Below are 18,532 nucleotides of genomic sequence, written 5' to 3' on the forward strand. Positions count from 1 at the left end.
TCGGGCGTGGTCGGGCGACCTGTCGCCGAGGACCAGGCCGAGGGTGCCCGGCGGCGGCACCGGGGTCAGGACGTGCCCAGCATGCCTTTCTGCTCGATGAAGGCGACCACCTCGTCCAGCCCGCTCAGCGTCTTGAGGTTGGTCATCACGAAGGGCCGCGTCGGCCGCATGCGTTGCGTGTCGGCGCGCATGACGTCGAGGTTGGCGCCGACATGCGGCGCGAGGTCGGTCTTGTTGATCACGAACAGGTCGCTCTTCGTGATGCCGGGGCCGCCCTTGCGCGGGATCTTCTCGCCGGCGGCGACGTCGATGACGTAGATCGTCAGGTCGCTCAGCTCCGGGCTGAAGGTCGCGGCGAGGTTGTCGCCGCCGGACTCGATGAACACGACGTCCGCCTCGGGGAACTGCGCCAGCATGCGGTCGATCGCCTCGAGGTTGATCGACGCGTCCTCGCGGATCGCCGTGTGCGGGCAGCCGCCGGTCTCCACGCCCAGGATGCGCTCGGCGGGCAGCGCGCCGCTGATGGTCAGCAGACGCTGGTCTTCCTTCGTGTAGATGTCGTTGGTGATCGCGACCAGGTCCCACTTCTCGCGCATCGCCTTGCAGAGCATCTCCAGCAGGGTCGTCTTGCCCGACCCGACCGGACCGCCGATGCCCACGCGCAGCGGGGGCAGCCGCTTCGTGCGGCTCGGGATGTGATGGAGGGCGGAGGCGGTGGACGCGGGGGTGGAGGTGGAGGTCGTGCTCATGATCGGAACAATCGGGAGTACTGGGTTTCGTGGCGCGCCGCGAGGACGGACAGCATCGGCGCGAACAGCTGCCGCCGCGCGGGCGGCGTGGCGATGGCCTCGGCCACCGCGGCGGGGATCTCGGAGGCCAGTCGCGTCAGCACGCGCTGGCCGGCGGTCTGGCCCAGCGGCACCGCCTTGAGGGCGGCCTGGACCTGGTTCTCGGCCCAGCCGAAGGCCTGCGAGAACAAGGCCTGCTCGACCGGGACATCAATCGTCGCCAGCGCGAGCGACATTGCGAAGGCATAGGGTATCGGCTGGCCCTCGCCGCACTCGACGAGCAGCGCAAGCTGCCCGGGCGAGGCCATCGGCTGGCCTCGCAGCCAGACCAGCAGCGACTGCCCCATCTGCTCGCTCTGCAAGCGCGCTTCGGCGCCATCGCGCGTCGTGCGCAGCCAGCGGGCGATCTCGCGCAGCGCGGGTTCGTCGCCGACTCGCCACGCCGTGATGCCTTGCGCGATCGCCGCCAGGTCGCCGCGCGCGAGCAGTCGCAACTGCTGGCTCAGCCATGCACCGGCGCTGACGTCGTCGTGCACGAGGCCGTGCTCGACCGCCGCCTCCAGCACCTCCGAATACGAGAACGCGCCGATCGGCAAGGCCGGCGATGCGAGCCAGGTCAGCCGCAGCTGCGGCGGGACGGGATCGACGACGGGTTCAGTGGTCGTGACCACAGCCCGGCCCGTGCACATGGGGCGCCGGAGCGGCCTGGATCGCGATGGTCTTCCTGGCCGCGGGCTTGTGATCGTGCGAGTGATCCTGCGAGTGGCCGTGGCCCTTCTCGTGCGCATGACCGTGGTCGTGCGAGTGCCCGTGGTCGTGCGCATGGGCGTGGCCATGGCCGCCAGCCGCGTAGGCACCGGCTTCGGGCTCGAAGCCCTCCTCGACCTCGTTCACGATCAGGTGCATGGCGCGCAGCATGTCGGCGAGCACGTGGTCGGGCTCGATCTTCAGGTGGTCCGGCTTCAGTTCGATCTGCACGTGGCGGTTGCCGAGGTGATACGCCGCGCGGATCAGGTCGAACGGCGAGCCGTGCGCCGTGCAGGCCGTGATGCGCAGCAGCGCCTGCGGCGCCGCCACGACGCGGACCAGCGAGCCGTCCTCGGCCACCAGCACGTCGCCGCCGCGCACCGTGGTGCCGCGCGGCAGGAAGACGCCGAGCTCGCGGCCCTTGCTGTCGGTGACCTGGAAGCGGCTCTTCTGGCGCGTGTCCCAGTCGAGCGTCACGGCGGCGGCGCGCCTGAGCAGCACGGGGGCCAGGCCGGCGCCCTGGGCCAGCAGTTTGGAGACTTGGATCATTCAGAACAGGAAGTAGCGCTGCGCCATCGGAAGCACCGAGGCGGGCTCGCAGTGCAGCAGCAGACCGTCGGCGCGCACCGCATAGGTCTGGGGATCGACCTCCATCCGCGGGGCGTAGTCATTGTGGACCATGTCCTTCTTGCCCACGCCGCGGATGCCCTTCACCGCGACCGCGGTCTTGGCCAGGCCGTAGCGCTGCGGCGCGCCGGCCGCGATCGCCGCCTGCGACACGAAGCTCAGCGAGGCCCGCGCCAGCGAGCCCCCGAAGCTGCCGAACATCGGCCGGTAGTGCACCGGCTGCGGTGTCGGGATCGACGCGTTGGGGTCCCCCATCGCCGCCATCGCGATCACGCCGCCCTTGAGGATCAGCGACGGCTTCACGCCGAAGAAGGCCGGCTTCCAGATCACCAGGTCGGCCCACTTGCCGACTTCGATGCTGCCGACCTCGTGGCTCACGCCGTGCGCGATCGCCGGATTGATCGCGAGCTTGGCCACGTAGCGCTTCACGCGGCCGTTGTCGTGGCGCTCGCTGTCGCCCGGCAGCTGGCCACGCTGCTGCTTCATCTTGTGCGCCGTCTGCCAGCAGCGCAGCACCACCTCGCCCACGCGGCCCATCGCCTGCGAGTCGGAGCTGAACATGCTGATCGCGCCGAGGTCGTGCAGGATGTCCTCGGCCGCGATCGTCTCCTTGCGGATGCGGCTCTCGGCGAAGGCCAGGTCCTCCGCGATCGCGGGGTCCAGGTGGTGGCACACCATCAGCATGTCGACGTGCTCGTCGAGCGTGTTGATCGTGTAGGGCCGCGTCGGGTTGGTCGAACTCGGCAGCACGTTGGCCTCGCCGACCACCTTCAGGATGTCCGGCGCATGCCCGCCGCCGGCGCCTTCCGTGTGGAAGGTGTGGATGGTGCGGCCCTTGAAGGCGGCCACCGTGTCCTCGACGAAGCCACTCTCATTGAGCGTGTCCGTGTGGATCGCCACCTGGGTGTCGGTGAGTTCGGCCACGTCCAGGCAGTTGGAGATCGCCGCCGGCGTCGTGCCCCAGTCCTCGTGCAGCTTCAGGCCGATCGCCCCGGCCTCGATCTGCTCGATCAGTCCCTCGGGCCGGCTCGCGTTGCCCTTGCCGAGGAAGCCCAGGTTCATCGGGAACGCGTCGGCGGCCTGCAGCATGCGCTCGATGTGCCAGGGCCCCGGCGTGCAGGTGGTCGCGAAGGTGCCGGTCGCCGGACCGGTGCCGCCGCCCAGCATCGTCGTCACGCCGCTGGCCAGCGCTTCCTCGATCTGCTGCGGGCAGATGAAGTGGATGTGCGAATCGATCGCGCCGGCCGTGACGATCGCGCCCTCGCAGGCGATGACCTCGGTGCCCGGGCCGATGACGATGTCCACGCCCGGCTGCGTGTCCGGGTTGCCGGCCTTGCCGATCGCGACGATGCGGTGGTCCTTCAGGCCGATGTCGGCCTTCACGATGCCCCAGTGGTCGAGGATCAGCGCATTGGTCAGCACCGTGTCCACGGCGCCCTGCGCGCGCGTGCGCTGCGACTGCGCCATGCCGTCGCGGATGGTCTTGCCGCCGCCAAACTTCACTTCCTCGCCGTAGCCCCCGGCGCGCAGGGTCAGGTCGTGCTCGACCTCGATGACGAGCGCGGTGTCGGCCAGCCGGACGCGGTCGCCGACGGTGGGGCCGAACATCTCGGCGTAGGCGCGTCTGCCGATGCGGGCCATCAGAGCGCTCCCTGGATCAGGCCGCGGAAGCCCCAGACCTCGCGGCTGCCGGCGTAGTCGACCAGCTCCACGGTGCGCTGCTGTCCGGGCTCGAAGCGCACGGCGGTGCCGGACGCGATGTTCAGGCGCATGCCGCGCGCGGCCTCGCGATCGAAGACCAGCGCGCCGTTGGTCTCGGCAAAGTGGTAGTGCGAGCCGACCTGGATGGGCCGCTCCGCGCCGTTGACCACGGTCAACACGAGCGTGCGCCGGCCCGGGTTGAGCATCAGCTCGCCGTCGTCGACCAGCAGCTCACCGGGTGTCATGCGGGTCGTCATGCGACCACCATGCGAGCCAGCAGTCCCAGGCCAAGCAGCGCGATCGCACCGCCCGCCGCGCGCGACCAGACGGGAGCGAGCGAGCGCAGCGTCAGCCCGAGGGCCAGACCGCCCGCGTGCAGCAGCGCGGTCGCCAGCACCATGCCGGCGAGCGCCGCGCCGCCCTGCAGCTCGGCGCCATGCGCCAGGCCGTGGAACACCGCGAACGCGCCGACCAGCCCCGCCGAGGCCGTCGCGCCCGGACGCCAGCGCGCGGCGGCCACCAGACCCAGCACCAGCACCGACGCGGCGACCATCGGCTCGACACCCGGCACCTGCACACCCTCGTCGGCGAGCGCGAAGCCGACCAGCGCGCCCACCAGCAGCAGGCCGGCGAATGCGAACGGCGCCGCCAGCATGCGGCGGCCGGTCTGGGTCAGCGCGCTCCACAGACCGACCGCCAGCATCGCGGCAAGGTGGTCCAGCCCGGTGAACGGATGGGTGAAGCCTTCGCCGAAGGCGGCGCCGGCGCTCAGCGCGCCGTGGTCGTGCGGAACGCCTTCGCCGGTATGGGCGAAGACGAAGACGGGCAGCACGGCGGCGACAGTCAGGGCGAGCGCCTGGAGGGCGGTCACGGCGGCGTCGGTGAGGGACACGGGAAGGAGTCGTGCGGTCATCGCTGTCCTCTGGGGAATCAATGGATCAATGAGTCAGGGGCCCGGGCTCGAGGGCGGGCGTCGGAGATCCGGGATCAGGGAATCGGCTGGTGGACGGTGACGAGCTTGGTGCCGTCGGGGAAGGTGGCCTCGACCTGGATGTCGGGGATCATCTCGGGCACGCCGTCCATGACGTCGTCGCGGGTGAGGAGCTCGCGCCCCTCTTTCATCATCTGGGCGACGGTCTTGCCGTCGCGGGCGCCTTCCATGACGGCGGCGCTGAGGAAGGCGACGGCTTCCGGGTAGTTGAGCTTCAGCCCTCGCGCCTTGCGCCGCTCGGCGAGCAGCGCGGCGGTGAAGATCAGGAGCTTGTCTTTTTCGCGGGGCGTCAGTTCCATGGTCTGGCAGCTCTAGCAAGCCCCATGCCGGTGCGGGCACGCTTCATGCATTTCCTGGACGCCCCGCCCATGGACGCTCCCCTTCCCTCCCAAGACGCCCCGCAGCACATCATCAAGCTGCGGCGGGACTACAACGCCTGGGTGGCGAGGGAGACGCTGGAGGACTACGCGCTGCGCTACACGCCGCACCGCTTCCGGCGCTGGTCGACCTGGCGGGTGGCCAACACCGCCTTCGGCGCGGCGTCCTTCCTGATCCTGGAGGCCGTCGGCGCGACGCTGCTGCTGCAGTACGGCTGGACCAACGCGGCGCTGGCCATCCTCGCGACGGGGCTGATCATCTTCCTCGCCGGCCTGCCGATCAGCGTCTACGCCGCGCGGCACGGCGTGGACATGGACCTGCTGACGCGCGGCGCGGGCTTCGGCTACATCGGCTCCACGCTGACCTCGCTGATCTATGCGAGCTTCACCTTCATCTTCTTCGCCCTGGAGGCGGCGGTGATGGCCTATGCGCTGGAGCTGGCGCTCGACATCCCGCCGCAGTGGGGCTACCTGATCTGCGCGCTGGTCGTCATCCCGCTGGTGACGCACGGTATCTCGGCCATCAGCCGGCTGCAGCTCTGGACCCAGCCGCTGTGGCTGGCGCTGCTGGTGCTGCCTTTCGCCTGGGTGGGCTGGCTTCATCCTGGTGCATTCGACGGCATCACGACCCAGATTGGGTCGCAGTCGGGCACGGCGGCCTTCGACCTGCACGCCTTCGGTGCGGCGCTGACCGTCGGCGTGGCGCTCATCACCCAGATGGGCGAGCAGGCCGACTACCTGCGCTTCATGCCCCGCCAGACGCAGGAGAACCGTCTGCGCTGGTGGGCCGCCGTGCTGGCCGGCGGGCCGGGCTGGATCGTGCTGGGCGTGCTGAAGATGCTGGGCGGCGCGCTGCTGGCCTACCTCGCCGTGAGCCATGCGGTGCCCGCCGAGCGCGCCGTCGATCCCAACCAGATGTACCTCGCCGCCTACGAGTACGTGTTTCCGCAATACGGCTGGGCGGTCGCGGTGACGGCGCTGTTCGTCGTCGTCTCGCAGCTCAAGATCAACGTCACCAACGCCTACGCGGGCTCGCTGGCGTGGAGCAACTTCTTCTCGCGCCTGACCCACAGCCACCCGGGCCGCGTCGTCTGGGTGGTGTTCAACACGCTGATCGCCTTCATGCTGATGTCGATGAACGTGTTCGAGGCGCTCGGGCACGTGCTCGGCCTCTACGCCAACATCGCCATCGCCTGGATCATGGCCGTCGTCGCGGACCTGGTGATCAACAAACCGCTCGGGCTCTCGCCGCCGGGCATCGAGTTCAAGCGCGCCCACCTGTACGACGTCAACCCGGTCGGCGTCGGCGCGATGGCGCTGGCCTCGGTGCTGTCGGTGGCGGCGCACCTCGGGCTGATGGGCACGCTGGCGCAGGCGTGGTCCGCGGCGATCGCGATGGTGACCGCGCTGGTCACCGCGCCCCTGATCGCCTGGGCGACGAAGGGGCGCTACTACCTTGCGCGCCCGCTGTCGGAAATCCAGGCCGCCGGATTCCAGACCGAGGGTGCTGGCGCCGTGCGACGCTGCGTCATCTGCGAGCGCGACTACGAAGGCCCGGACATGGCGCACTGCCCCGCCTACCGCGGTCCGATCTGCTCGCTGTGCTGCACGCTGGACGCGCGCTGCGGCGACCTGTGCAAACCGCACGCCAACCTCTCCGCGCAATGGACCGCCGCACTGCGGCGCATGCTGCCGCAACGCAGCTGGCGCTACATCGACACCGGCCTGGGGCACTACCTGCTGCTGATGCTGGTCCTCACGCCGCTGCTGGCGACGCTGTTCGGACTGCTCTATCACCAGCAGCTGCAGCAGCTGCCGCAGCTGCCGCTGATCGACATCGCCGCGCAGGACGCGCTGCGCGCCAGCCTGAAGGCCGGCATGCTGAAGGCCTTCTTCGCGCTGCTGCTCGTGGCGGGCACGGTCGCCTGGTGGCTGGTGCTCGCGCACCAGAGCCGCGAGGTCGCGCAGGAGGAATCCAAGCGGCAGACGCAGGCGCTGATGCGCGAGATCGATTCCCACCGCCGCACCGATGAGGCGCTGCAGGGCGCGCGCCTGCAGGCCGAGCGCGCCCAGGCCGCGGCCGAGGCCGCCAACCAGGCCAAGAGCCGCTACATCAGCACCATCAGCCACGAGCTGCGCACGCCGCTGAACAGCATCCTCGGCTACGCGCAGCTGATGGCGGCGGACGCCTCGCTGCCGCCGCAGCGGCGCCAGGCGGTGCAGGTCATCAAGCGCGGCGGCGAGCACCTGATGCAGCTGATCGACGGCACCCTGGACATCGCACGCATCGAGGCCGGCCGGCTCAGCCTCGAACCGGCGCCGGTGCGCTTCGATGAGCTGCTGCGCGAGCTGGCCGACATGTTCGAGCCGCAGGCCGCGGCGAAGGGGCTGAGCTTCCGCTTCGAGCCGCAAGGCACGCTGCCGGAATGGGTGCGCGCGGACGAACAGCGCCTGCGTCAGATCCTGATCAACCTGCTGGGCAACGCGATCAAGTTCACCGCCGAGGGCGAGGTCACGCTGCGCGTGCGTCACGGTCGCGAGATGGCGACGCTGGAGATCGCCGACACCGGCCCCGGCATGGACGCGGCGGAGCTGGCGCGCATCTTCGAGCCTTTCGCCCGCGGGTCGAGCGGTGCCGGCGGCGCGCCGGGCGCGGGGCTGGGGCTGACGATCTCCAAGATGCTGACCGCGCTGATGGGCGGCGAGATGTCCGCGACCAGCGAGCCCGGACGCGGCTCCACCTTCCGCGTGCGGCTGTTCCTGCCGGAACTGCACGGCCGCATCTGGGACACGCCGCGCATGCGCCGCGCGGCGAAGGAGCGTCTCGGCCTGGACGGCGTCTCGCCGCGGGTGCTGATCGTCGACAACGAATCGGACGACCGGCAGCTGCTCATCGAGTTGCTGGAGCCGCTGGGCTTCACGGTGCGCGACGCGTCGAGCGGCCACGACGCGCTGGACCTCGTCGCGGCGGGATGGGTGCCGGATGCGGTGCTGATGGACCTGGCGATGCCCGGCATCGACGGCTGGGAAACGATCCGGCGGCTGCGGCGCATGCTGGGCGACCTCGGCGTGAAGGCGCCGGCGGTGGCGGTGGTCTCGGCGAACGCGTTCGAACGCGGCCAGGACAACGATGCCGGCATCGCCGCGCGCGACTTCATCCTCAAGCCCGTGCGGCACGAGCTCCTGCTGGACTGGCTGACCGAGCAGCTGTCGCTGTCCTGGCGCCTCGGCCCCGAGCGCGCGACCGCCGATCGGCAGCCGGCCGCGCCCGTCGTGCCGGTAGAGACGCCGCCGGCCGATCGGCTGACCGGACTTCGCGAGGCGCTGCAGCTCGGCTACTACCGCGGCGTGCTGCAACAGCTCGACGCGATCGAAGCCGCCGACGCCGTGTGGCGCCCCTTCTGCGAAGCCCAGCGTGCGCTGGCGCGGCAATTCCAGTTCGAAGCGATGCTGCGCGGCCTGGCGCGCAGCGAGAACCCCGCGTGATCATGAACCCTCCGCTTCCCTCCGCCGTGGCCGCGCTGCTGGACCAGCAGCAAGGCGATCGCGTCCTGATGGTGGACGACGTGCCCGACAACCTGTCGCTGCTGCACGATGCGCTCGACGAGCACGGCTACATCGTGCTGGCGGCGACCAGCGGCGAGGCCGCGCTGGCCTGCGTGCAGCAGGGGCGTCCCGACATCGTGCTGCTCGACGCGATGATGCCGGGCATGGACGGTTTCGAGGTCGCGCGGCGGCTGAAGGCGGATCCCTCGACGGCGCACATCCCCATCATCTTCATGACGGGGCTGACGGAGACGGAGCACCTGGTCGCCGCGCTGCAGGCCGGCGGCGTCGACTACGTGACCAAGCCGCTGGACCCGCGCGCGGTGCTGGCGCGCATGCAGGTCCACCTGCAGGGCGCGCGGCAGGCGCGGCAGACGCGCCAGGCGCTGGACGCCTTCGGCTACGCGAGCATCGCGGTGCGGGCCTCGTCGGGCCGCTTGCTGTGGCAAACGCCGCTGGCGCGCGAGCTGCTGCAGCTCTACTACGGCACGATCGCGCCGCAGACGCCAGCGCCGGTGCTGGCGTGGCTGCGCAAGACGCTCGACGAAATGGCGGCTCACACGCCCGCCGACGGCATGCCGCCGCAGGAACCGGCGCGGCTGTGCGCCGAGCTCGGCGCGCGGCGCTTGAGCTTCCGGCTGCACCACTGCATCGGCGGCGAGGACACGCCCGGCGTGGCCGGCGTGGGCGCGGCGGCGGGCGGCGACTGGCTGATCGTGATGCGCGAGGTGTCGGACGTCGCGGTGATCCGCTCGCTGGGCCTGGCCTTCAGCCTCACGGCGCGCGAAGCGGAAGTCCTCTACTGGGTCGTGAAAGGCAAGATCAACCGCGACATCGGCGAGATCCTCGGCGCCAGCCCGGCGACGGTGAAGAAGCACCTGGAGCGCATCCACGCCAAGCTCGGCGTGGAGACCCGCACGGCGGCGGCATCGATGGCGCTCACCAGGGTGAGGGAGATGCACCCGCAGTGGGAGGTGTGACGAAGGTTGTGGGTTGATCGGCTGACGTGATCGGCTGGCGTGATCGGATGACAGGCTGGCGGAATCGGATTGGCGCGCGGGTGGTCGCTCGCGGACCATGGCGGCACGTCAACCTCCAGTCCATCGACATGCGTCCCCAACAACAACCCGTCGCCCTCGTCACCGGTGCTTCCTCCGGCATGGGCAAGAATTTCGCCTTGCGCCTGATCGCCGAGGGCTACCTCGTCTACGCCACCGCCCGCCGGTTCGACCGGCTTGAAGCGGTCCGCACGGCCGGCGGCAGGACACTGACCATGGACGAGACCGACGACGACTCGATGTCGTCCGCGGTCGAACGATCCTCGCGGAGCAGGGACGCATCGACGTCCTCATCAACAACGCCGGCTACGGCCAGTACGGCGCGCTCGCCGTTGCTTCTCACACGATCAAATCGTCGCTTCAGAATGAGCTGCTGGTCGCCGCCGATGGCGCCGACCACCGATACCAGCTCCCATCCGAAGCGGCCGAGGATGTCCAGACTCTTCTGGAGGTCCGAACCTTCTTGTCCATCTGGCAGGCCGAGCGTCCGATAGGCCAAAGTCTTCTGGGGCGCACCGAAAAGTGTCTTGCCATAGCTGACGACCACGTACTCCCACATTTGGTCGCTCGCCGGTATCGCCACTGAGCCACTGCTCAGCGATTGGCCCGTGGACTTCTGCTGGGCAAACGCAGGACCAGACAAGAACACGGCGAGGCCTAATGCCCCGACGACGAATTTGAGATTCATTCCTCGCTCCGCGACAAATATCCAGGCATCGCGCGGCGCAACTGAACACGCCGATCAGTTGGCCAGCAACTTCGCCTTCTGTTGCGCGAGCTCGTCCTCAGTCAGGATTCCCTTGTCGCGCAGATTTGCAAGGCCCTGCAACTCGGACACGCGATCTCGTTGGCTGGGCGCCGTGGTCGCTTGTGTCAGTGGAACGGGAGGACGATCTCTAGCTTTCCATTGATCTTCGGTGAGATAGCCCTTACGAATCAGGGAGGCTCAGTGAGCGTCGTTCCCGATGATTCCATAGAGGATCCAAATGACTGGAGCGGCAATGCCTGCGGTGAGAAACACCAGGACGACATTGATCAGAAAGTGTCCGTACAGGCCCTTCACCAACAGCCAAAAGACACCAAAAAGGAAGGCCGGCCAACTGAAGCCTTGCCAAGTTCGCTCGATGCTTCCATTCAGAGGATGACGGAGATTTTCTCCAGGGCTCGACATGATGGATTCCTCCCTAAGACTCTTGTGCCTCGATCGTGCAAAGGTCGCGCCTGAGGGTGGCATCCATTCGACGGAGGGAAAAACCCGAGCGACTTTCACGCTGCCGAAGAAGCGAAATATCCTGAAGTCATCGTGTCGCTTCCATCCAAGACTTAGCCACGCAGCTTCGCCCGCTGATCCTGCATCACTCGCACCCCGACCATTTGCGGAGCACAAGTTGGCACGATCGCCTGCAGGAGATCCGCATCGACCGCATCAAGCACGTCGATGCCCAACTCGCGCCAAGCACGTCGGCCCGGCGCACTTCGGGCCAAACGAAGAATCTGCTGAACCTTCACACCAACCCTGGCTTGGAATTCGCCTTTCCCGAAGGCGTGCAGCAACAGGGCGGCCTTCGCGACATCGATCGCCCACCTGGCCTGGGTCAGCACATGCGGCCCCTTCCTGTCGACGTCCGAGAAACCGACCGCGTTCTGAAGGCGGGACTCAAGCAAGTCGAACGGTTCCATCACCCGGATGCTGAAACCCTCCTGCAATTGCACCGGCATCGCGTTGGCAATCACGCGTCGCGTGAACTCAACCGTCTTCTTCGGCGTGCTGACCGTATACAACTGGTGCAGCACATCGATGTTGCCGAACTTGCCCGCGGCACCGGACATCCGAATCTGAGCCACGAGCGCTGAACGAGCCGTCGACGGCGTCTTCAGAAGTCGAGCGTTGAGTCCATGGGCGAGCTCGGCGGCCTGCTGGATGTTGCCGATGAAGTCCGCGTCATTGGTGACGACCGCGCCTTTGGACGAAATGCCAAAGCGCTTCATCCAGAAGTTCAAGGCTTGTCCGCCGACAAGGATCAATCCGTCACCCGCGATCGAGAGGATCCGATCGATGGCGGCATCGGTCAGAGGAACTTCATCGTCCGGGAGCTTCGGCGAAGTGGTCATGCTCAGTAGGGGGAGTTGGGAATCTCAGCCTGCTTGACGCGCTTGGAGGAGAACCAGCCCATCGCCATCGCCGGCACCTTGCCCGCGTTCACGTTCGCGATGTCCTTCGCCTGCTTTGCGCGCTTGTGCGCCCAGAGTTCTTCCTCACTGACAACCTCAACAGCCAGCGAGCGCTTTGCCTTGGGTGCCTTTGCGGCTCTGCTCGCGGTGCCTCGCAGCACCGCGAGCATTTCATCGGTCGACAGACCAGCCTCTTCCAAGGCCTTTCCCAGCCGAGCCCAATGCTCCACCTGCTGTGCAGCCGATCGCATCATCTCCTCGCCCTGCTCCTGGGCAGACTGGAAAAGCTCAGCGCTGACGCGGACCGAATTCGACGACATGGGAACTCCTGTGGCAATTTGCCTCAGCCTAGCACTACTCGCTCGTGCTTCCCAGATGCCTTGTGGCGCCGGCGCCAAAGCCCCTTGCCGAACAATGACAATATCTCGCAACTCATAATGTTGCATGAAATCCAACAGCCAGCTGTCCGACGTCCTCCACGTGCTGCTGCACATGGCCGAGGGCGACGGGCCGTCGACGTCCGAGGCGCTCGCCGCCGCGATGCAGACCCACCCCGTCGTGCTTCGGCGCCTGATGGGCGGGCTGCGCGAGGCCGGCTTTGTCGCCTCCGCGAAGGGACACGGCGGCGGCTGGGTCCTCTCGTGTCCGCTGGACCGCGTCACCCTGCGCGACGTGCATGAGGCGCTCGGGGGCGCGTCGCTCGTGTCCCTCGGCTTCCGCGAGGAACACCCGGAGTGCCTCGTCGCCCGCGCCGTCAACGATGCGCTCGGCACCGCCGTGCAGGAAGCCGAAGCGCTCCTGCTGAAGCGGCTGGGCGCCGTCACGCTCGCCACCTTGTCCCGCGACTTCCACCAGCGCATGGTCGGGCTCGGCCATGCACCCCATCGTCTTGAGGAGCATCACCATGAAGATTGATTTCGCCGTCATCGGCGGCAGCTACGCCGGACTGGCCGCCGCGCTCCAACTGGCACGGGCGCGCCGTCAGGTGCTCGTGGTCGACGCAGGACAGCGGCGCAACCAGTGCGTCGACGATCACGACGGCCAAGCGCACGGTTTCCTGACGCAGGACGGCCGCGCGCCGGGTGCGATCGCCGAGGAAGCGCGACGCCAGCTGCGGCTCTATCCGACCGTGCAGTGGATGTCCGGTCTCGCCGACGATGGACGCGTGGCGCCGGACGGCCGCCTCGAATTCCGCGTCGGCGATGTCGCCGTCAGCGCCGGGCGCCTGATCCTGGCCACCGGCGTCCGCGACGAACTGCCGCCCGTGCCCGGCCTCGCCGAGCGCTGGGGCCGCAGCATCTTCCATTGCCCGTATTGCCACGGCTACGAGCTGGACCAGGGCCGCATCGGCATCGTTGCCGCGTCCCCGCTGGCGCAGCACCACGCGATGATGCTGCCGGACTGGGGCGTGCCCACGCTGTTCCTGAACGGCGTCTACGAGCCCAGCGCCGAGGACCTCGACGAGTTCGCCCGCCGCGGCACCCGCGTCGAGCCCACGCCGATCGTCCGCATCGAAGGCTTCGCCGACGTTGTGCTGAAGGACGGCCGGACGCTGACGATGGACGGCCTCTTCACCCAGCCGCGCACGACGCCGTCGAGCACCATCGCCGCGCAGCTCGGCTGCGCGATGGAGGAAGGTCCGATGGGACCGTTCATCAAGGTCGGCCCGATGCAGGACACCAGCGTGCCCCACGTGTTCGCCTGCGGCGACGCCGCCCGCGCGGCCGGAAGCGTCACGCTGGCCGTGTCCGACGGCGCGATGGCCGGCTTCGGCGCGCATCGGTCGACGATGTTCTGAAACGACGAGAGCCCCTCGCGGGGCTCTCGTTCTTCAATCGCGGTGCTCGATCTCAACGCTCGCCGCGCAGGCGACGAGTTGCCTTGCACTCAAGGCAGCCGGATCCGATCGCCCTCGCGCGCTTCGCGCATCTGCTCCTTGCCGCGGCCCAGCGTGTAGTACACGCGCAGGGTCTTGGGCTGGCCGTGGGCCGGGTCGCGGTCGGCCAGATCGTTGTCGACACGGATGTCGAGGCGGCCGCCGCGGCTGATGTTGCGCAGGCGGTCCGTCACGTCGACGAAACGTCCGCCGTGACCGTAGGTGGCGCGCACGATGTTCAGCCGCTGATCCTGTGCGGGACCCTGACCGCCGGGGTTGTAGCCGCCGGGGTTGGTGGGGCTGCCCGGACGGCCGTCCCAGCCGCCGTTCCAGCCGCCGTGGCCCCAGTCGCCGCCGCGCCAGCCGGTGAAATCGTTGCCGTCGATGACGCTGCCCTCGCGGAACTCGAAGGTGCGGTTGTCGCCGTTGCGGTTGCGCGCGAAGATGCGCAGCGTCTTCGTCTGGCCGTAGGCCGGATCCTTGCCGAACAGCTCGTTGGTCACGCGCACGCGGTCGTCGCGCCGGGCCAGTTCCTTCAAGGTGCCGGTCACGTCCATGTTGCGCTGCGACGTGCCGTAACGCGCATTCAGGATCCGCCACTGGCCGTCGTCGCGCGTCGCCCAGGCCGACGTGCCCGTCAGCATCGCCACCAGCAGCATCAGCGCCGCCAGCACGGCCTGGGCCATCCGCGTGATGGCGCGGGCCGGGGCCGGCCGAGGGGCCGTCATCGTTCCCGTCATCGCTGTTGTCGCGGTCATTGCGTTCATCGTCATTCGCGGTACCTCCTGGTGCTTTCCTGTTGTTCGGAGCCGTTCTTCAGCCTTCGTTCGCCGAGGTCACGACCTCGTCCCGGGAAGGGGCTGCATGTTGCATCAACGACATGACGTGTCCGGCGGTGCACGCACACTTCTTAGAGGTGTTACGAGCGGTCACCACCGCCGTTACCTCCGCCCTGGCCTCCGCCGGAGGTCGAATCGAACCGCGAGTCATACCGGGAGTCGTACCCGGAGTCGTACTTCGAATCGAACCTCGACTCCGTCGCATCGACCTTGGGCGCGTACATCACGTCCGAGCGCAGCACGTACTTGGTGCCCGAGGTGACCGGCGCGCCCTCATGCCAGGTGTCGTGGACGAAGACCAGCGCGCCGCCGGTCTTCGGCCGCACGGCGAAGTCCCGGAAACCCGTCTCGCCGCCTTCGAAGCCTTCGTTCAGGTAGACCAGGAAGCTGAGCCGGCTCACCAGGCCGTCCTCGCGCCACGGTCCGTCCTTGTGCATCCGGAAGCGCTGACCCGCCGTGTACTTGTAGAAGCGCAACGCCCGCGGCAGCCCCACCGCGCGCGAGCTGTCGAGCTCGGGCAGCGGCAGCTGCCGCAGCCGGGACCACAGCCGGTCGACCCAGACGGCGCTGGCCACCATCGTCCGCTCGTTGTTGCGGATGTGGGCCAGCAGCTGCTGCCCCGCCTCGAGCCGGACCGTCGCGGCGTCGAAGCCGCTCTGCTCCGCCAGCGCGATCACTTCGGTGCATTCCTCGGGGGAGAGGAAACCCGGAACGGTGAACACGCGATCGTTGTGGGTCTGGATGTGCATGACCCATTCTGACCGCATGTACGCCATGTGCCGTATATGCCCCTCGCCTGCGTCTTCCTAGCATCCGCTCACTTCCCGAAGTCCTGCGAAGTCCGCCGAAGTCTTCCTTCATCCACCGGAGCTCCCCATGTCCTCGCATCCGTCGAAATCCCTGCGCCCCCAGCGCCGCCACGCGCTCAAGACCCTGGCCGTCGCCGGCGCGCTGACCGGCCTGAACCTCGCCGCCCTGCCCGCCTTCGCCGCCGATACCATCAAGGTCGGCGTGCTGCACAGCCTGTCGGGCACGATGGCGATCTCGGAAACGGTGCTCAAGGACACCGTCCTGATGGCCATCGACGAGATCAACGCCAAGGGCGGCGTGCTGGGCAAGAAGCTGGAGCCGGTGATCGTCGACCCGGCCTCCAACTGGCCGCTGTTCGCCGAAAAGACCCGCCAGTTGCTGACCCAGGACAAGGTCGCGGTGATCTTCGGCTGCTGGACCTCGGTGTCGCGCAAGTCGGTGCTGCCGGTGGTCGAGGAACTCAACGGCCTGCTCTTCTACCCCGTGCAGTACGAGGGCGAGGAACTCAGCAAGAACGTCTTCTACACCGGCGCGGCGCCCAACCAGCAGGCGATCCCCGCGGTCGACTACCTGATGAGCAAGGACGGCGGCGGCGCCAAGCGCTGGGTGCTGCTGGGCACCGATTACGTCTATCCCCGCACCACCAACAAGATCCTGCGCGCCTACCTGAAGAGCAAGGGCGTGAAGGACTCGGACATCGACGAGAAGTACACCCCCTTCGGCCACAGCGACTACCAGACCATCGTCGCGGACATCAAGAAGTTCTCGGCGGGCGGTAAGACCGCGGTGGTGTCGACGATCAACGGCGACTCCAACGTGCCGTTCTACAAGGAATTGGGCAATGCGGGACTGAAGGCCAAGGACGTCCCGGTGGTGGCTTTCTCCGTCGGCGAGGAAGAGCTGCGCGGCGTGGACACCAAGCCGCTGGTCGGCCATCTGGCGGCGTGGAACTACTTCATGTCGATCAAGAACCCGACCAACGACGCCTTCATCAAGAAGTGGTCGACCTACGCCAAGGCCAAGAACCTGCCGGGCCACAAGGACAAGCCGCTGACCAACGATCCGATGGAGGCCACCTACATCGGCATCAACATGTGGAAGCAGGCGGTGGAGAAGGCCAAGTCGACCGACACCGACAAGGTGATCGCCGCGATGGCCGGCCAGACCTTCAGCGCGCCGTCGGGCATCACGTCCAAGATGGACGAGAAGAACCACCACCTGCACAAGTCGGTGTTCATCGGCGAGATCCGCGCGGACGGACAGTTCAACGTGGTGTGGAAGACGCCCGCGCCGGTCAAGGCCAAGCCGTGGAGCCCGTACATCGCAGGCAACGAAGGCAAGCCTGACGAGCCGGCGAAGAAGTGATGCGGCGCGCCCTGCTCCTCGGATGGATCCTGGCGCTGTGCGGCCTCGCGCCCCCGGCGCACGCGCTCACGCAGCCGCAGGCGCTGTCCGTCGCGCAGGGCGAGACCGATGACCGCATCGCCGCGATCGGCAAGCTCGTCGCGGCGCCGGATGAGCGCACGGCCGTGCTGCTGCAGGCCCTGTCGGACGAGCGCGTGAAGCTCGGTCCCGATCAGCGCGTGCTGATCGCGACTGATGCCGGAGGCGGCCCCTTCGTCGACGCCGCCACCGGCGCGGCGGTGACACTGCCGCCGGACGCGTCGTCCTCGCTCGAGGATGTGATGCTCAACAACCGGCTGCGCGGCGAATTCGACGGCGCGCTCGCCGCGCTCCATCTGTCGAGCGCGGACAAGGCCGAACGCCTCGCCGCCGCGAAGGCGCTGATGGACGCCGGCGGCGACGACGCCCGCGTCGCGCTGCTGGACACCGCGATCGCGAAGGAACAGGACGCGACCGTCCTCGGCGCGCTGAAGCTCGCCCGTGCCGCCGCGCTCGCCGCGAGCCCGGAGGCCGCCAAGCGCCTCGCGGCCGCCAAGCTGCTCGGCGAATCGCACAGCCCCGAGACGCGGCTGCTGCTCAACCAGCGCCTGTCCGACGAACAGGACCCCGAGGTCAGGCGCGCGCTGCAGCGATCGCTGCGCGCGGTCGAGGACACCCTCGCCTGGGGCGAACGCCTGGGCGCGCTGTTCACCGGCATCAGCCTGGCCAGCATCCTGCTGCTGGTCGCGCTCGGCCTGGCCATCACCTACGGCCTGATGGGCGTCATCAACATGGCGCACGGCGAGCTGATGATGATCGGCGCCTACGCGACCTACCTCGTCCAGGTCGCCTTCCGCCAATGGCTGCCGGGCTGGTTCGACGCCTACCTGATCGTCGCCATGCCCGCGGCCTTCCTCGCGTCGGCGCTGGTCGGCGCGGCGCTGGAGCGCACCGTCATCCGCTGGCTCTACGGCCGGCCGCTGGAGACGCTGCTCGCCACCTGGGGCCTGAGCCTGGTCCTGATGCAGGCGGTGCGCTCGCTCTTCGGCGCCCAGAACGTCGCGGTGGAAAGCCCGTCGTGGATGGGCGGCTCGCTCGCGCTCCTGCCCGGTCTCATGCCCGGCTTCGCGCTGCCGGCCAACCGGCTCGTGATCATCGTCTTCGCGCTCGTCGTGCTCGGCGGCATGTCCCTCCTGATCGCGCGCACGCGGCTCGGCCTGTTCGTCCGCGCCGTCACGCAGAACCGCCCCATCGCCTCCTGCATGGGCGTGCCCACGGCCCGCGTGGACACCTACGCCTTCGCCCTCGGCTCGGGCCTGGCCGGCCTGGCCGGCTGCGCGCTCAGCCAGGTCGGCAACGTCGGCCCGGATCTCGGCCAGAGCTACATCGTCGACGCCTTCATGGTCGTCGTGCTCGGCGGCGTGGGCCAGCTCGCCGGCACCGTGCTCGCGGCGCTCGGACTCGGCCTGGCCAACAAGGCGCTGGAAGGCGTCGTCGGCGCCGTGCTCGCCAAGATCGCCGTGCTGCTCTTCATCATCGTCTTCATCCAGAAGCGGCCGCAGGGCCTGTTCGCGGTCAAGGGCCGCGCGCAGGAGTCCTGAATGCGCAGGGATCCCC

General features: G+C 68.6%; 20 protein-coding genes. 7 read left to right on the top strand and 13 right to left on the bottom strand.

Features of this window, described 5'->3' with window-relative positions:
* Positions 1 to 65 precede the first annotated feature (65 nt).
* The 7 genes from ureG to PV762_RS08200 form a co-directional block, all read right to left on the bottom strand.
* The gene (gene ureG / locus PV762_RS08170; protein WP_421034541.1) at positions 66 to 749 is read right to left on the bottom strand and encodes an urease accessory protein UreG; all 684 of its coding nucleotides are present in this window, start codon (positions 747 to 749) and stop codon (positions 66 to 68) included.
* Entirely contained in the window at positions 746 to 1,477 is a 732-nt protein-coding gene (locus PV762_RS08175) for an urease accessory protein UreF (protein WP_421034542.1), read from the bottom strand. The genes ureG and PV762_RS08175 overlap by 4 nt, the downstream gene beginning before the upstream one ends.
* Complete coding sequence (gene ureE / locus PV762_RS08180; protein ID WP_421034543.1) at positions 1,443 to 2,084, bottom strand: urease accessory protein UreE; 642 nt, start codon at positions 2,082 to 2,084, stop codon at positions 1,443 to 1,445. The genes PV762_RS08175 and ureE overlap by 35 nt, the downstream gene beginning before the upstream one ends.
* The gene (gene ureC / locus PV762_RS08185; RefSeq protein WP_421034544.1) at positions 2,085 to 3,803 is read right to left on the bottom strand and encodes an urease subunit alpha; all 1,719 of its coding nucleotides are present in this window, start codon (positions 3,801 to 3,803) and stop codon (positions 2,085 to 2,087) included.
* The gene (locus tag PV762_RS08190) at positions 3,803 to 4,108 is read right to left on the bottom strand and encodes an urease subunit beta (RefSeq protein WP_421034823.1); all 306 of its coding nucleotides are present in this window, start codon (positions 4,106 to 4,108) and stop codon (positions 3,803 to 3,805) included. The genes ureC and PV762_RS08190 overlap by 1 nt, the downstream gene beginning before the upstream one ends.
* 8 nt (positions 4,109 to 4,116) lie before the next feature.
* Complete coding sequence (locus PV762_RS08195) at positions 4,117 to 4,776, bottom strand: HupE/UreJ family protein (protein WP_421034545.1); 660 nt, start codon at positions 4,774 to 4,776, stop codon at positions 4,117 to 4,119.
* Positions 4,777 to 4,850: 74 nt separating this feature from the next.
* Entirely contained in the window at positions 4,851 to 5,153 is a 303-nt protein-coding gene (locus PV762_RS08200; RefSeq protein WP_067283776.1) for an urease subunit gamma, read from the bottom strand.
* A gap of 45 nt (positions 5,154 to 5,198) precedes the next feature.
* Between PV762_RS08200 and PV762_RS08205 the strand changes: the two genes are divergently transcribed.
* From PV762_RS08205 to PV762_RS08215, 3 genes are all read left to right on the top strand, one after another.
* Complete coding sequence (locus PV762_RS08205; RefSeq protein WP_421034824.1) at positions 5,199 to 8,717, top strand: ATP-binding protein; 3,519 nt, start codon at positions 5,199 to 5,201, stop codon at positions 8,715 to 8,717.
* Between the two features lie 2 nt (positions 8,718 to 8,719).
* On the top strand, positions 8,720 to 9,757 hold the full coding sequence (locus PV762_RS08210) for a response regulator (RefSeq protein ID WP_421034546.1): 1,038 nt from the start codon (positions 8,720 to 8,722) through the stop codon (positions 9,755 to 9,757).
* Between the two features lie 179 nt (positions 9,758 to 9,936).
* Positions 9,937 to 10,329 (top strand): hypothetical protein, encoded by a 393-nt coding sequence (locus tag PV762_RS08215; protein ID WP_421034825.1) that lies wholly within the window; start codon positions 9,937 to 9,939, stop codon positions 10,327 to 10,329.
* A 248-nt stretch (positions 10,330 to 10,577) separates the two neighbouring features.
* Here the strand turns inward: PV762_RS08215 and PV762_RS08220 are convergent, their stop codons facing one another.
* The 4 genes from PV762_RS08220 to PV762_RS08235 all read right to left on the bottom strand — a co-directional run bounded on the left by PV762_RS08220 (position 10,578) and on the right by PV762_RS08235 (position 12,327).
* Complete coding sequence (locus PV762_RS08220; protein ID WP_421034547.1) at positions 10,578 to 10,673, bottom strand: SHOCT domain-containing protein; 96 nt, start codon at positions 10,671 to 10,673, stop codon at positions 10,578 to 10,580.
* Positions 10,674 to 10,781: 108 nt separating this feature from the next.
* A complete protein-coding gene (locus tag PV762_RS08225; RefSeq protein ID WP_421034548.1) occupies positions 10,782 to 11,006 on the bottom strand; it encodes a DUF2628 domain-containing protein in 225 nt (74 codons plus the stop codon).
* Positions 11,007 to 11,158: 152 nt separating this feature from the next.
* Positions 11,159 to 11,947, bottom strand: a complete 789-nt coding sequence (locus PV762_RS08230; RefSeq protein WP_421034549.1) for a hypothetical protein — start codon at positions 11,945 to 11,947, stop codon at positions 11,159 to 11,161.
* A gap of 2 nt (positions 11,948 to 11,949) precedes the next feature.
* Complete coding sequence (locus tag PV762_RS08235) at positions 11,950 to 12,327, bottom strand: TA system antitoxin ParD family protein (protein WP_421034550.1); 378 nt, start codon at positions 12,325 to 12,327, stop codon at positions 11,950 to 11,952.
* Between the two features lie 124 nt (positions 12,328 to 12,451).
* Between PV762_RS08235 and PV762_RS08240 the strand changes: the two genes are divergently transcribed.
* The gene (locus PV762_RS08240) at positions 12,452 to 12,922 is read left to right on the top strand and encodes an Rrf2 family transcriptional regulator (protein WP_421034551.1); all 471 of its coding nucleotides are present in this window, start codon (positions 12,452 to 12,454) and stop codon (positions 12,920 to 12,922) included.
* Positions 12,912 to 13,805, top strand: coding sequence for an NAD(P)/FAD-dependent oxidoreductase (locus PV762_RS08245; RefSeq protein ID WP_421034552.1), 894 nt, complete (start codon positions 12,912 to 12,914; stop codon positions 13,803 to 13,805). The genes PV762_RS08240 and PV762_RS08245 overlap by 11 nt, the downstream gene beginning before the upstream one ends.
* 89 nt (positions 13,806 to 13,894) lie before the next feature.
* Here the strand turns inward: PV762_RS08245 and PV762_RS08250 are convergent, their stop codons facing one another.
* Together PV762_RS08250 and PV762_RS08255 are read right to left on the bottom strand one after the other, a co-directional pair.
* Positions 13,895 to 14,656 carry a hypothetical protein gene (locus tag PV762_RS08250; RefSeq protein WP_421034553.1) on the bottom strand — a complete coding sequence of 254 codons (762 nt, stop codon included), beginning with the start codon at positions 14,654 to 14,656 and terminating at the stop codon, positions 13,895 to 13,897.
* A gap of 146 nt (positions 14,657 to 14,802) precedes the next feature.
* Positions 14,803 to 15,471: a prolyl hydroxylase family protein gene (locus PV762_RS08255; RefSeq protein WP_421034554.1), complete on the bottom strand. Its 669-nt coding sequence runs from the start codon at positions 15,469 to 15,471 to the stop codon at positions 14,803 to 14,805.
* 127 nt (positions 15,472 to 15,598) lie between these two features.
* On the opposite strand from PV762_RS08255, the gene urtA reads away from it, so the two are divergent.
* Both urtA and urtB read left to right on the top strand, forming a co-directional pair.
* Positions 15,599 to 16,897 (top strand): urea ABC transporter substrate-binding protein, encoded by a 1,299-nt coding sequence (gene urtA, locus PV762_RS08260; RefSeq protein ID WP_421034555.1) that lies wholly within the window; start codon positions 15,599 to 15,601, stop codon positions 16,895 to 16,897.
* On the top strand, positions 16,897 to 18,516 hold the full coding sequence (urtB, locus tag PV762_RS08265) for an urea ABC transporter permease subunit UrtB (protein ID WP_421034556.1): 1,620 nt from the start codon (positions 16,897 to 16,899) through the stop codon (positions 18,514 to 18,516). Before urtA ends, urtB begins: the two co-directional genes overlap by 1 nt.
* Positions 18,517 to 18,532: the final 16 nt, after the last annotated feature.

It is taken from the genome of Mitsuaria sp. CC2, assembly GCF_048957715.1.
Classification (GTDB): Bacteria; Pseudomonadota; Gammaproteobacteria; order Burkholderiales; family Burkholderiaceae_C; genus Roseateles.